This is a genomic window from Klebsiella indica (assembly GCF_005860775.1).
Lineage (GTDB): Bacteria > Pseudomonadota > Gammaproteobacteria > Enterobacterales > Enterobacteriaceae > Klebsiella > Klebsiella indica.
The window spans coordinates 1-13233 of sequence record NZ_VCHQ01000031.1; the positions used below are offsets into that span (position 1 = coordinate 1).

The window sequence follows — 13233 nt, forward strand, 5'->3', positions numbered from 1 at the left end:
GCGCTGTACCGCCGGGTCATCCACCCGGCCGGTCAGCGTATCACTTTCCTTTTGAAGCCGGTTCAGGTCGGCTTCCATCTGTGCGATACGGCGCGATATTTTTTCGGAGCGGCTGCCGAAGTTCATCCGGCGGAGCTTATCCAGCTGTGCCTGCAGCTTGTCGATTTCGCGTTCACGGTCCGCCAGCTTTTCCAGCAGGGTACGGTTCAGCGCCTCCTGTTCGGCAAGAAGACGTTTCAGTTCATTGATGTCATCGGGAAGCGGGCTGTTCATGCGGGGGATTTTACCAGGCTCATTCGCCCACGACCAGGATAAAAAGATTACAGCATAGTCAGGGATGTCAGCAGTCTTTTAGGTTGCCGCCAGTCGATGCCCTCGAGGAGCATCGCCAGCTGTGCCGGGGTGAGGAAGACTTTGCCGTCACGGGCCGATGGCCAGGCGAAGCGCCCACGCTCCAGCCGTTTCGTCAGCAGGCATAACCCGTCGCCAGTTGACCAGAGGAGTTTCACCTGACTGCCACTTCGGCCGCGGAAGATAAAGACGTGACCCGACATCGGATCATCTTTCAGCGCGGTCTGCACCTTTGCGGCCAGCCCGTTGAAGCCGTTTCTCATGTCGGTGATGCCGGCGACCAGCCAGATTTTCGTGCCTGATGGTAGCGGGATCACTGTTTAAGCTCCTGTATCAATATTGTCAGCAGGCCTTCGCTGACAGCGCCATCCAGACGGAGCGTTCCGTGCCGGAACGTCACCTCACAGCTGATACTGAGGGTTTCCGACTTATCTGCAGGCGTTTCTGGCGGCACAGCCAGCAGGGCACTGGTGGCATCGAGTGTTACAGGGAGCAGCTGAGGAAGGTCTGCCGAAGGCAGCGGGAGTTTCCCCTCTCGCCACTGCTGACGCCATTTAAATAACAGATTGGCGTTGATGCCATTTTCAAGCGCCAGCTTTGATATGGACACACCGGGTTCACAGGAGGCTGCGACAAGCTGCTGCTTAAATTCGGGAGAGTAATTAGGGCGGCCCTTACGGCTGCCGGGAGCGACTGTTTTGTGCAAATCTGACATTTTGGTTCCCACCACTATTTGGTGGACACCACTTTGTCGAATTCATCAGATGATGACCAGACGGTGCTCGCTGGACGCTTACTTATATAAGTAACAACATACTGAAAGATGAAATCGTTAACGTTCTTCTTCAACGAACTACTGCCGCTGCGCGTTGCGAGGCTTTACGCACTTATATCAGGGCAGGGAATGTGACGCGGATGGATTACTGTCTGGATTTGCCGGAGAGCACCTCTGTGCCTTTGTGCAGTGCGGATAATCTGCTTCGCCTGGCGTTGGCAGTCAAACAACCTGCTATCGCAGCGCGTTTAATGGAACGGGGTTTTGTGCTTCCCAGGGAGTCGGATTCGCTATCTTCCCCTGAACCATTAGCGCAGAAATTATTGTAAAAGCAAGGCATGGACCACCCCATATGGATCCTCAGTTTTCTTCAGTATATGCCCCTCTGCTTCGGGCGGCAGGTGCGCTGGCTGTTGAGTGATCCGTCTGAGCCATGAGGCTTGCTCTTATGGGTTGCCGATTTGCCGCGTTTAATACGACTAACCGTTCTGGCCTGCAATTCATAGGATTGAAGCTCATTATTTTTATTTAAATCAATGCGCGCGTTGAAAATAAGCGTATGAAAAATATTTTTTATCCATAACCAATCTGGAGAGGAACCATGGCAACTATAGGTTATGCGATCGCGACTTTATTATGGTTTGTTGGTGTATCTTTTGTGTTATGCATTCTATTTGCATATCTGATAGCCAGACATAGCAAGTCACACTTACAGGTATTTTACTTCACCGTGAATTATCTGGTGATTTATTGGTTCATTTCAATAGAGTTAAATATCAGCTATCTCTATCTGGAACTGTTCGATCTTCTTCCTTCACTGCTGATGTTACCAGTAGCGCACGCCATTTATTATCTTCGCACCCGAAAAAAACGACTTAATTTGATGGTTAAATAAGACGGGGCATTGTGCGGAAAAAAGAAGGGTGAATTATGCTGATTCTGCTCAGTATGCCGGTTGCCGCCATGACAACATCCAGCCCATATTCCGTCATAATGGGTGAATAATAGTGCGTGGAGAGTAGGCTGGAAATTTACAACAAAACTAGCCGCCCGGCGGGGCCGGACGGCTGGCGCGTTTATGCCGCCTTAGTGGCGGCTTTCAGGCTCTGCACAAAGGCTTTCAGTTCAGTCAGCATCGCCTGAGGATCGTTAACGTTGCGCTCGATGATTTTGACGATGGCGGAGCCGGAAATCGCCCCGGCGGCACCGGCATCAATCGCGGCCGCGACCTGTTCCGGCGCGGAGATGCCAAAGCCCTGTAGCGGCGGTGCGGCGTTGTACTCGGCCAGTTTCTCAATCAAATGGTGCAGCGGCAGCGCGGCGCGCTTTTCCGCGCCGGTCACTCCGGCACGGGACAACAGATAGGTGTAACCGCGACCATAGGAGGCAATCTGGCGCAGCAGGTCATCATCGGCATTGGGAGGACAGATAAAAATTGGCGCGATGTTATGACGTAGCGCAGCCTGGCGGAACGGCGCGGATTCTTCAACAGGCACATCGGCGACCAGTACGGAATCAACGCCCGCGCGTTCGCATGCGGCGTAGAATTCATCAATGCCAGGGCTGAACACCAGGTTGGCGTACATGAGCAGACCAATGGGGATCGTCGGATGCTTCTGTCGGATGGCGGTGATCATTTCAAAACATTGCGCGGGCGTTACGCCGGCAGCAAACGCGCGCAGGTTGGCGCCCTGAATCGTCGGACCATCCGCCAGCGGGTCGGAGAAAGGGATGCCCAGTTCCAGCGCATCAGCCCCCGCCTCAATCAGCGTATCGATAATCTTCAGCGACTGTTCAGGGGTTGGATCGCCAAGGGTGACAAAGGGAACAAACGCGCCTTCCTGGCGGGCTTTCAGTTGTGCAAACAGCGTTTCGTAACGTTCCATCAGATTTCCCCTCGCGCTTTCAGAATATCGTGTACGGTGAAGATGTCTTTATCGCCGCGGCCAGAAAGGTTAACCACCAGCAACTGCTCTTTTTCCGGGTTTTCGCGCATCATTTTCAGCGCATGCGCCAGGGCGTGAGAAGACTCCAGCGCCGGGATAATTCCTTCATGGCGGGAAAGCTCTTTAAAGGCATCCAGCGCTTCATCATCGGTAATCGATACGTAATCGGCCCGGCCGATGCTGTTGAGATAGGCGTGCTGTGGCCCGACAGACGGGAAATCCAGCCCGGCGGAGATGGAGTAGGATTCCTCGATCTGCCCGTCATCGGTCTGCATCATTGGCGATTTCATGCCGAAGTAGATGCCTGTGCGCCCATGTTTCAGCGGCGCGCCGTGCTCGCCGGTTTCAATCCCGTGACCGGCTGGCTCTACGCCAATCAGGCCAACTTTCGTCTCGTCAATAAAGTCGGCAAACATGCCAATAGCGTTAGAACCGCCGCCGACGCAGGCGATAACCGCGTCTGGCAGGCGACCTTCCTGGTCAAGGATTTGGGTTTTGGTCTCTTCGCCAATCATGCGCTGGAATTCACGCACGATGGTCGGGAACGGGTGCGGACCAGCGGCGGTGCCAAGCATATAGTGGGCTTTTTCGTAGCTACCGGACCAGTCGCGCAGGGCCTCGTTACAGGCATCTTTCAGCGTTGACGAGCCGCTATGCACCGGAATCACTTCTGCGCCCATCAGACGCATACGAAAGACGTTCGGCGACTGGCGTTCGATATCTTTGGCGCCCATGTAGATGCGGCATTTCAGGCCGAGCAGGGCGCTGGCGAGAGCCGAGGCGACGCCGTGCTGGCCGGCGCCGGTTTCGGCGATAATTTCCGTTTTGCCCATCCTTTTCGCCAACAACGCCTGGCCGAGAACCTGGTTGGTTTTATGCGCGCCGCCGTGCAGCAGATCTTCACGCTTCAGGTACAGCGTGGTGCGCGTACCTTCGGTGAGATTACGGCATTTGGTCAGCGCTGTCGGGCGACCGGCGTAGTTCTTCAACAGGCCGGTAAATTCTGCCTGGAAGGCCGGGTCTTTTTGCGCGCTGACAAATGCCTCTTCCAGCTGGCGCAGGGCAGGCATCAGGATCTGCGGGACGTACATCCCGCCGAATTCGCCAAAATAGGGGTTCAGTAAAGTACTCATTATTGCTCCTTAATATGCGCGCAGCGTTTGAAACACCGAGGCCAGTTTGCTGGCATCTTTTATACCCGGCTGCGACTCCACGCCTGAATTAAAATCGAGTCCGGCACAGCCGCTTTTGGCCGCTTCCACACAGTTATCGGCGCCGAGGCCGCCTGCCAGCAGAACGTTACGCAGATCCTGCCCGTGCAGCAGAGACCAGTCGAAACGCTGCCCGCTACCGCCCTGGCCATTATCGAAAAGGTATTTGTCGACATGGTTCAGATTACGTTGCGGTAATGTTTCGCCAACGCTGAGGGCTTTCCAGATTTGCACTTTGCCGGGCAGTTCGGCGCGCAGGGCGTCGATATAGGCCTGGTCTTCGCTGCCGTGCAGCTGTACGGCGGCTAAGTTGAGGTTTTCCGCGCGGGCGACCACCTCTGGCACCGGCGTATTGCGGAACACGCCGACATAGTGCAGCGGGGCGCTGTCAATCACCGCTTTCGCCTGGGCCTCATTCACCACGCGCGGTGACGACGGGACGAAAATAAGCCCGCCGTAGACCGCCCCGGATTCAAAGGCAATCTGGGCATCCTGCGGACGGGTCAGGCCGCAGACCTTATTTTCACCAAGCAGTACGCGTTTTACGGCGGCGTTCAGATCATCGTGCGCCATCAGCGCCGAACCAATCAGGAAACCATTGGCGAAGTGGCTCAGTTCGCGTACTTCGGCATAGGTATGGATGCCGGATTCACTGATCACGGTGACGTCATGACCAAGCTTAGGCGCCAGCGTGCGGGTACGATTAAGGTCAATGGACATATCGCGCAGATTGCGGTTATTGATACCCACCACTTTCGCTTTCAGGGCAATGGCGCGTTCCAGTTCTTCTTCATTGCTGACCTCGGTCAAAACTCCCATATTGAGGCTGTGCGCGACGGCGGACAGCTGGCGATACTGTTCATCATCCAGTACCGAGAGCATCAGCAGACAGGCATCGGCCTGATAGTAGCGCGCCAGGTAAATCTGGTAAGGATCGATAGTGAAATCCTTACACAGAATCGGCTGCGGTGCGACTTTGCTGACGACAGGCAAAAAGTCGAAGCTGCCCTGGAAATATTTTTCATCACACAGCACCGAAATAGCCGAGGCGTAGTGCTTGTAGATCCCGGCGATAGTCGCCGGGTCAAAATCTTCGCGAATCAGGCCTTTTGATGGCGAGGCCTTTTTGCACTCAAGAATAAATGCGGTGCGGGTACCGGCAAGGGCGTCGTAAAAACTACGCTGCGTGGGTACCACCTCATTCTGAAAACTGGCTAATGGTTGTTGCTGTTTACGGGCTTCTACCCAAATCGCTTTGTCGGCAACGATTTTCGCTAACACGGTCTGCATTATTTACCCTCTTGCCGCTAATGCGGTTACTCTGTCATAGGCCGCTCCGCTGTGCAGCACATCAATAACTTGCTGCGCGTTGGCCTTCAGATCCTCATGGCCATATAAACGCATCAACATGGCGACATTGGCGGCAACAGCGGCTTCGTGAGCGGCTTCACCTTTACCTTGTAGCAAGCGCGTAAGAATGTCACGGTTTTCTTCCGGCGTGCCGCCTGCCAGTTGCTCCTGATGGTAAGGCGTCAGACCAAAGTCGGCTGCAGTCAACTGATAGCTTTTGATTTCGCCATTGTGCAGTTCAGCGACCACCGTCGGCGCATGCAGCGACACTTCGTCCATTCCTCCGCTATGCACCACCGCAGCACGCTGGTAGCCCAGTACACGCAGGGTTTCGGCAATGGGGAGCACCAGTTCCGGGCTGTAGACGCCAATCAGCGCCAGCGGCGGGTGAGCCGGGTTGATCAGCGGCCCGAGCACGTTAAACAGGGTGCGGGTTTTAAGCTGCTGGCGGACCGGCATGGCGTGGCGGAACCCGGTGTGATACTTCGGCGCGAACAGGAAACAAACGCCCAGTTCATCCAGCGCCTGGCGAGATTTATCGGCGTTCATATCCAGATTGATACCGAATGCCGCCAGCAGGTCGGAAGAGCCTGACTTACTGGAGACGCTACGATTGCCATGCTTTGCCACTTTCAGGCCGCAGGCGGCGGCAACAAAGGCGCTGGCGGTGGAAATATTGATGCTGTTGCTGCCGTCGCCGCCGGTACCAACAATATCGGCAAACAGATAATCCGGGCGCGGGAAGGGGGCGGCGTTTTCCAGCAGGGCGGTGGCGGCCCCGGCAATTTCCTGCGGTTGTTCGCCGCGCACTTTCATACTCACCAGCGCGGCGGCCAGTTGTTCGGGTTTCACTTCGCCGCGTACGACGGCTGAAAATAGCAGGTGGCTTTCCTGCTGGCTCAGGGGTTCAGCCTGATACAGTTTTTCCAGAATCGGTTGCAGGGTATTGGTCTGCTCCAGCTTCTGCAGCGCCCAGGCCAGGGTTTGTTCCAGCAAACGCGCGCCCTGGGTGGTCAGAATCGACTCAGGATGGAACTGGAAACCACAAACGCGATCCGTATCGTGACGCACCGCCATGACCATGCCGTCAAAGTGGGCGTTGATGGTCAACCCTGCCGGGATATTACTGCCGACCAGCGAGTGGTAGCGGGCGACCGGCAAGGGATTACTGAGACCGGCAAACATCGCCTGGCCATCATGTTCGATGCTTGAAGCCTTACCGTGGAGAATCTCACCGGCCTGGCCGACGTAACCGCCGTAGGCTTCCACAATCGCCTGGTGCCCAAGGCAGATGCCGATAATCGGCAGTTTGCCGCGCAGCCGGGTCAGCAGCTCCGGCATACAGCCTGCTTCGCTCGGTGTGCCTGGGCCCGGAGAGAGCATCAGTACCGGGTTTTTCATGGTGCCGATGCGCTCAATCAACGCTTGCGCCGGCACAGAGTTACGGTAAATCACCACGTTATGGCCGTTCGCCCGTAGCTGATCTGCCAGGTTATAGGTAAAAGAATCGATATTATCGAGCAGCAGAATGTCGGCCATTAGAAAGTCTCCTTCGCGTGATGGGCCTGGGCGATAGCGCGCAGCACCGCGCGAGCTTTATTACGGGTTTCATCCGCTTCTGACTGAGGAACGGAATCGAGAACAATGCCGGCACCGGCCTGTACCGTGGCAATGCCCTCCTGCACGTAGGCAGAACGGATCACGATGCAGGTATCAAGGTCGCCGTGAGCGGTAAAGTAGCCCACCGCGCCGCCGTAGCTACCGCGCCGCTTGCCTTCAGCGGCGGCGATAAGCTGCATCGCGCGAACTTTCGGCGCGCCGCTGAGGGTGCCCATGTTCATACAGGCGCGATAAGCGTGCAGAACGTCGAGATCGTTGCGCAGTTCGCCGACCACGCGGGAGACGAGGTGCATAACAAACGAATAGCGGTCAACTTTGGTTAAGTCGGCAACATAGCGACTGCCCGGCGTACAGATGCGCGCGAGGTCGTTACGCGCCAGGTCAACCAGCATCAGATGCTCGGAAAGTTCTTTATGGTCGGTACGCATCTCCAGCTCAATACGACTGTCGAGATCGCGATCCAGCGAACCGTCCGGGCGACGACCGCGCGGGCGGGTGCCGGCAATCGGGTAGATCTCAATCTGGCGGTTGGCGGCATCGTACTTCAGGGAGCTTTCCGGCGAGGCGCCGAACAGCGTGAAGTCATTGTCCTGCATAAAGAACATATACGGGCTAGGGTTACTCTTTTTCAGCACATCATAAGCGGCCAGCGGCGACGGGCAGGGCAGCGAGAAGCGACGTGATGGCACGACCTGGAAAATCTCGCCTGCACGGATGGCGCGTTGCATTTTACGCACCACGGCACCGTACTCTTCGTCACTCTGATCGCAGTCGCAGCGCATCTCGCTGACCGTGGTGACCGGCAGCGGCGCTGGCGGTTCATTTAACTGCTGACGAAGCTGGGCGATACGCTGTAACAGGCGCTGTTTTTCACTTTCCAGCGGCGTGAACAGGCTGGCCTGGATGTGGGTGTTTTTGGTCTGGTGGTCGATAATCAGCAGCGTTTCCGCCAGATAGAAGCAGTAATCGGGGCAGGCGGTATCACTTTTCAGCGGCGGCAGGTCTTCAAAACCGGCGACAAGGTCATAGGCGAACAGGCCGCCGAAGAACATCGCTTCACGCGCGTCCTGCGGTACGGTAATCAGATCCTGTAACAGGCGGAAAGCATCGAACACCGACAGCGAGCATAAGCGGGCGTCTTCATCTAACAGCGTACTGACCGGCGGGAAGGTCAATACCCGGCTAGTAGGCTGACGCTGATTATTGATACCGGCGGGAAGCGCGCTATCCAGCAGATCTAACAGCGCTGTGCCATTGGCGGAAAGTGCCTGAATGGTGACAGTGTCACCTAGTGCGGTAATGCGCAGCGCGCTATCAACCAGCAGCAGGCTTTTTAAATCATCTTTACTGTCGATGTCAGCGGATTCCAGCAGCAGCGTGGCCGGTCGTGCGCCGCATAACTGATGGAATAACGCCGTCGGATTTTCCCGATAGATGGCGTCGCTGGTGAGAAGCTCGAGTGCCGGTTTTGATGTTTGCATTATTGTTCTCGCCTGTTCGGTAGAAAAATTTGTCCAATAAAAAGCCCGCTCATTGGCGGGCCGGGTATCTGTATGCTGAGTGCAAAACGCGATTACGCTGCCCGATAACAGGACGCGCGCCACCAGCCGTGCAGAGTGATAAATAGCGTTTTCATTGCGGATACCCCTTCATGTGAACTTTCGTACTAGTTAACTAGTCCGAGGGATTAAAGTCAACCCCCGTTTGCAGATTTTCTCTGTGAGTCGGTATGATGATGCACTTATTCATATCCTTAATAACTTAAGTTGCCGTGCCGCAGTCAATCTGCCTGTGACTTAAAGTATGACGGGTACCGGTTTATGTCCAGCAGGAGTCATCTTGAGCAACACCCATTACGCAGTGATTTACGACCTGCATAGCCACACGATTGCCTCTGACGGACGACTGACACCAGAAGAACTTGTTCATCGCGCACATCAGATGCGTGTCCGTACGCTGGCGATTACCGATCACGATACCGTAGCGGCGATCCCCGCCGCGCAGGCGGAGATCGCGCGCGCCTCCCTGCCGTTGACGCTGGCCACCGGGGTGGAAATTTCTACTCTGTGGGAAAATCACGAAATTCATATTGTCGGCCTGAATATTGATATTGCCCATCCGGCGATGACCGCGCTGCTTGATGAACAGAAAGCGCGTCGTCAGAATCGCGCGCAACGGATTGCTGAGCGGCTGGAGAAAGCGCGGATCCCCGGCGCGTGGGAAGGTGCGCTGAAGCTGGCCGATGGTGGTGCGGTGACGCGCGGCCATTTTGCCCGTTTTCTGGTGGAGGCCGGCCATGCTAAGTGTATGGCTGACGTGTTTAAGAAATATCTTGCACGCGGGAAAACCGGTTACGTCCCTCCTCAGTGGTGTACAATAAAACAAGCAATTGATGTCATTCATCATTCTGGCGGTAAAGCGGTTATTGCTCATCCGGGTCGCTATGACCTCTCCGCCAAATGGTTGAAGCGACTGCTGGCCCACTTTAGTGAACTGGGGGGCGACGCAATGGAGGTCGCGCAGTGTCAACAGGCACCGCATGAGCGCGCCCGGCTTGCTGCATATGCCGTACAGTTTGGTCTTCTTGCATCGCAAGGGTCTGATTTTCATCAACCCTGTCCGTGGATCGAACTGGGACGTAAACTTTGGCTACCCGCTGGTGTAGAAGGAATCTGGCGTAGTTGGGAAGTGGCCACAGAACAACATTGAGAGGGAAGTATGAGCCAGTTTTTTTATATCCATCCGGAAAACCCGCAGGTGCGGCTGATTAACCAGGCGGTGGAAATTGTGCGTAAAGGTGGGGTTATCGTCTATCCGACCGACTCCGGCTATGCATTAGGCTGCAAAATTGAAGATAAAGGCGCGATGGAGCGGATTTGTCGTATTCGTGATCTACCTGATGGTCACAACTTTACCCTGATGTGCCGCGATTTATCCGAGCTATCGACCTATTCATTCGTCGATAACGTGGCCTTTCGGCTGATTAAAAATAATACGCCGGGCAACTATACCTTTATCCTCAAGGGGACCAAAGAGGTGCCGCGCCGGTTGTTGCAGGATAAGCGTAAAACCATTGGTATGCGCGTACCGTCTAATCCGATAGCTCAGGCGTTGCTGGAAACGCTCGGCGAGCCGATGCTTTCCACCTCGCTGATGCTGCCCGGCAGTGATTTTACTGAGTCCGATCCGGAAGAGATCAAAGATCGTCTTGAGAAGCAGGTGGATCTGATTATTCATGGCGGTTATCTGGGGCAGCAGCCGACGACGGTTATTGATCTGACCGACGACGTGCCGGTTGTGCTGCGTGAAGGCGTTGGTGACGTGAAGCCGTTTCTGTGAGCACTGGCCTGTTTTCGCACAGGAATGGTGACGAACGGCGATTTTTTTTCGGTTTGCGCAGTGTTGTTGTGGCTGTTCAGCATTGCGTTGGCATGGGGCTTGCGGATAGTCATGGTATCCCCGGAGGGCGAGCGGGAGAAAAATTTCGGTTGGCCAGAAATTATTTTCTTCTTAAAAGGTGTTGACGCATTGTTATGCAATAAAACGTGAAATGAGTCAATTCCCTCTCTCTTCTAAAGAGAGGGAAAAACATGCTGGCGTTTTATTTCCTGGGTATCCTTATGCAGCCTGAATTGCGTGGTAACAGGGCCTGATAAATAATAAAAATGAACCTCTGGCAGGGAGATATCGCGATGCGCCGAGAGTCTGTTGAAATATTGTTATGAATGTATTGATAAGGTTTCAATAGTACATTCACTTCGTTGCTTTTTGTAACTAAAAAAAGCGCAAGTTAATTATTATCACGTATTTTCTGAGCCAGTACATGTGTCTTCAGTGCACGGGATAACGAGATGTTGGGTCATATTGAGCAGTGATTCAATTTCAGAAAGCTTGTTTCTTAATCTTACAGGAGAGGGCATGCTTTTTAATGAAAGGATGCAAATATTACCTTGCGAGACAACCATCGTAATCTCGGAAATCTTAATTATCATTTCATCATTATTACATGTTTTTATTTTTGCATAACAAACGTCACGAAGTTTAAGTGGTTCAATATTTTTCATTCTCAAGACTCATTTATGAATGAGACCGGGCATGTGAACTTATCCCAGGCCTTTGTTTTAATTGAATAATGAATGCAAAGGGTGAAAAACGAAACGCAAACTAAGAATAATCCTAAAAATTATAAATGGCAATACGATCTTACCCCTAATGATAAAAACTACGTAGGTGTCCACCGATGCCGTGGCCAATGATCTCTATGGCGCGACTATTCGTGCTGATACCGTTTCCGTAGACAGAAAATCTGCTGGCCATCGGTTCATCGTGAACAACGGGTTCTGTTGGCATGCGCTGACATGACGGAACGCACAGAAGCATTCATCTTAAAGTTCGTGTATGATGTCGGCCCACGCCAGCAGGCACGTCTCAGTCGTTAGCGATAACGGTTCAGAGAACGGAAAAATATTTACAGAACAGGTGGCCAGGAAAGAGTTATTCCTGGCGTCCTGTTTTTCTATGTATACCACGACGCCTGGGAAGGCGACACCTTAAGGAAGCTCAATGAGCGAGAAACTACAAAAAGTGCTGGCCCGGGCCGGCCACGGCTCCCGCCGTGAAATTGAAGCCAAAATCGACGCTGGCCGCGTCAGCGTCGATGGCAAAATCGCCACCCTCGGCGATCGCGTTGAAATTGTTCCCGGTTTAAAAATTCGCATTGACGGTCACCTGGTTTCGGTGAAGGAGTCTGCGGAACAGATTTGTCGTGTGCTGGCTTATTACAAGCCCGAAGGTGAACTCTGTACCCGTAATGACCCGGAAGGGCGCCCGACGGTGTTCGATCGTTTGCCAAAGCTGCGCGGTGCGCGCTGGATTGCCGTTGGTCGTCTCGACGTCAATACCTGCGGCCTGCTGTTGTTCACGACGGACGGTGAACTGGCGAACCGCCTGATGCATCCGAGCCGCGAAGTTGAACGTGAATATGCGGTGCGCGTCTTTGGTCAGATTGATGAGGACAAACTTCGTCAGTTATCCCGCGGCGTGCAGCTGGAAGACGGACCGGCGGCGTTTAAAACCATTAAATTCACCGGCGGTGAAGGGATTAACCAGTGGTACAACGTGACGCTGACCGAAGGCCGTAACCGTGAAGTTCGCCGCCTGTGGGAAGCCGTTGGCGTGCAGGTGAGCCGCCTGATCCGCGTGCGCTATGGCGATATTCCGTTGCCAAAAGGCCTGCCGCGCGGGGGCTATACCGAGCTGGATCTGGCGCAAACGAACTATCTGCGTGAACTGGTGGCGTTAACGCCGGAAACCGCCTCAAAAGTGGCTGTCGAAAAAGATCGTCGCCGTATGAAAGCGAACCAGATCCGCCGCGCAGTTAAGCGTCACAGTAAAGTAAGCAATAATACTCGTCGGTCCAGCAGTCGTAATAGCAGTAACGGTTAATTATTTCAGTTCCGGCGGTTCGCCGGAACGCTTCCTGTAATATAAACGCCTGTTTGAGTATGTCACTCTCAATGGGCAACGCGCAGTCCGCTGGTGAATGTGCCTCATGATAAATGAAGGATTGCGCCGTCTCCCGCCCCGCTTTTTTGTTAGCGCGATATGTTCACTTTCGCTTTTCTTGCGTGAGGCTCAAACCCTCCTGGACTGGCCCCATAGATCACCAGACACTTCACCTCTCTTAACATAATCAGGCCCTGAGCGACGTCGACGGCGTACGCCACACGAAAGAATTGCCATTATTCAGCAGACGACGGAGACCGGGCATGACATGTGTCTCATGTTGCTCAGACGCAGGGTATCAATGCAACCGGATCTTCAAATGGCGCGGCCAGTATAAAGGCGACTCTCTAATACGCGACATGAGGAGAATCGCGTTATCAGGCTGCATTAATTTTGTGCAATTTGTGAAGTCTCAGCGTAGTTTGCACCAAAATAGAGCAATATAATGAAGCCTTATTTTTATCCTCCCCCTTCA

11 protein-coding genes and 1 other annotated feature are annotated in these 13233 nt (G+C 54.1%); of the genes, 3 read left to right on the top strand and 8 right to left on the bottom strand.

The window, feature by feature from the left end; all coding sequences use genetic code 11:
* The 8 genes from FE839_RS20700 to FE839_RS20735 all read right to left on the bottom strand — a co-directional run.
* A partial coding sequence (locus FE839_RS20700; RefSeq protein WP_479680758.1) for an IS66 family transposase occupies positions 1 to 273 on the bottom strand: 273 nt, incomplete at its 3' end.
* A gap of 47 nt (positions 274 to 320) precedes the next feature.
* Positions 321 to 668: an IS66 family insertion sequence element accessory protein TnpB gene (gene tnpB, locus FE839_RS20705; protein ID WP_042922210.1), complete on the bottom strand. Its 348-nt coding sequence runs from the start codon at positions 666 to 668 to the stop codon at positions 321 to 323.
* A complete protein-coding gene (tnpA, locus tag FE839_RS20710) occupies positions 665 to 1066 on the bottom strand; it encodes an IS66-like element accessory protein TnpA (RefSeq protein WP_138362653.1) in 402 nt (133 codons plus the stop codon). The genes tnpB and tnpA overlap by 4 nt, the downstream gene beginning before the upstream one ends.
* Before the next feature lie 1136 nt (positions 1067 to 2202).
* The gene (trpA, locus tag FE839_RS20715) at positions 2203 to 3012 is read right to left on the bottom strand and encodes a tryptophan synthase subunit alpha (RefSeq protein ID WP_138362654.1); all 810 of its coding nucleotides are present in this window, start codon (positions 3010 to 3012) and stop codon (positions 2203 to 2205) included.
* On the bottom strand, positions 3012 to 4205 hold the full coding sequence (gene trpB / locus FE839_RS20720) for a tryptophan synthase subunit beta (RefSeq protein WP_138362655.1): 1194 nt from the start codon (positions 4203 to 4205) through the stop codon (positions 3012 to 3014). The genes trpA and trpB overlap by 1 nt, the downstream gene beginning before the upstream one ends.
* 9 nt (positions 4206 to 4214) lie before the next feature.
* Positions 4215 to 5573, bottom strand: a complete 1359-nt coding sequence (trpCF, locus tag FE839_RS20725; RefSeq protein ID WP_138362656.1) for a bifunctional indole-3-glycerol-phosphate synthase TrpC/phosphoribosylanthranilate isomerase TrpF — start codon at positions 5571 to 5573, stop codon at positions 4215 to 4217.
* A gap of 3 nt (positions 5574 to 5576) precedes the next feature.
* On the bottom strand, positions 5577 to 7172 hold the full coding sequence (trpD, locus tag FE839_RS20730; RefSeq protein ID WP_138362657.1) for a bifunctional anthranilate synthase glutamate amidotransferase component TrpG/anthranilate phosphoribosyltransferase TrpD: 1596 nt from the start codon (positions 7170 to 7172) through the stop codon (positions 5577 to 5579).
* Complete coding sequence (locus tag FE839_RS20735) at positions 7172 to 8734, bottom strand: anthranilate synthase component 1 (RefSeq protein WP_138362658.1); 1563 nt, start codon at positions 8732 to 8734, stop codon at positions 7172 to 7174. Before FE839_RS20735 ends, trpD begins: the two co-directional genes overlap by 1 nt.
* 35 nt (positions 8735 to 8769) lie before the next feature.
* Positions 8770 to 8865 (bottom strand) — a sequence feature (Trp leader region).
* Positions 8866 to 9092: 227 nt separating this feature from the next.
* Between FE839_RS20735 and rnm the strand changes: the two genes are divergently transcribed.
* The 3 genes from rnm (at position 9093) to rluB (ending at position 12698) form a co-directional block, all read left to right on the top strand.
* On the top strand, positions 9093 to 9962 hold the full coding sequence (rnm, locus tag FE839_RS20740; protein WP_138362659.1) for an RNase RNM: 870 nt from the start codon (positions 9093 to 9095) through the stop codon (positions 9960 to 9962).
* Positions 9963 to 9971: 9 nt separating this feature from the next.
* Positions 9972 to 10592, top strand: a complete 621-nt coding sequence (locus tag FE839_RS20745; RefSeq protein ID WP_138362660.1) for an L-threonylcarbamoyladenylate synthase — start codon at positions 9972 to 9974, stop codon at positions 10590 to 10592.
* Between the two features lie 1224 nt (positions 10593 to 11816).
* Complete coding sequence (rluB, locus tag FE839_RS20750; protein WP_138362661.1) at positions 11817 to 12698, top strand: 23S rRNA pseudouridine(2605) synthase RluB; 882 nt, start codon at positions 11817 to 11819, stop codon at positions 12696 to 12698.
* Positions 12699 to 13233 lie beyond the last annotated feature (535 nt).

What these genes read in the sequence shown, in the direction of transcription:
- tnpA (WP_138362653.1), bottom strand. Translation starts at nt 1,066, where the DNA reads ATGTCAGATTTGCACAAAACAGTCGCTCCCGGCAGCCGTAAGGGCCGC.
- FE839_RS20735 (WP_138362658.1), bottom strand. Translation starts at nt 8,734, where the DNA reads ATGCAAACATCAAAACCGGCACTCGAGCTTCTCACCAGCGACGCCATC.
- trpCF (WP_138362656.1), bottom strand. Translation starts at nt 5,573, where the DNA reads ATGCAGACCGTGTTAGCGAAAATCGTTGCCGACAAAGCGATTTGGGTA.
- trpB (WP_138362655.1), bottom strand. Translation starts at nt 4,205, where the DNA reads ATGAGTACTTTACTGAACCCCTATTTTGGCGAATTCGGCGGGATGTAC.
- trpD (WP_138362657.1), bottom strand. Translation starts at nt 7,172, where the DNA reads ATGGCCGACATTCTGCTGCTCGATAATATCGATTCTTTTACCTATAAC.
- rluB (WP_138362661.1), top strand. Translation starts at nt 11,817, where the DNA reads ATGAGCGAGAAACTACAAAAAGTGCTGGCCCGGGCCGGCCACGGCTCC.
- FE839_RS20745 (WP_138362660.1), top strand. Translation starts at nt 9,972, where the DNA reads ATGAGCCAGTTTTTTTATATCCATCCGGAAAACCCGCAGGTGCGGCTG.
- trpA (WP_138362654.1), bottom strand. Translation starts at nt 3,012, where the DNA reads ATGGAACGTTACGAAACGCTGTTTGCACAACTGAAAGCCCGCCAGGAA.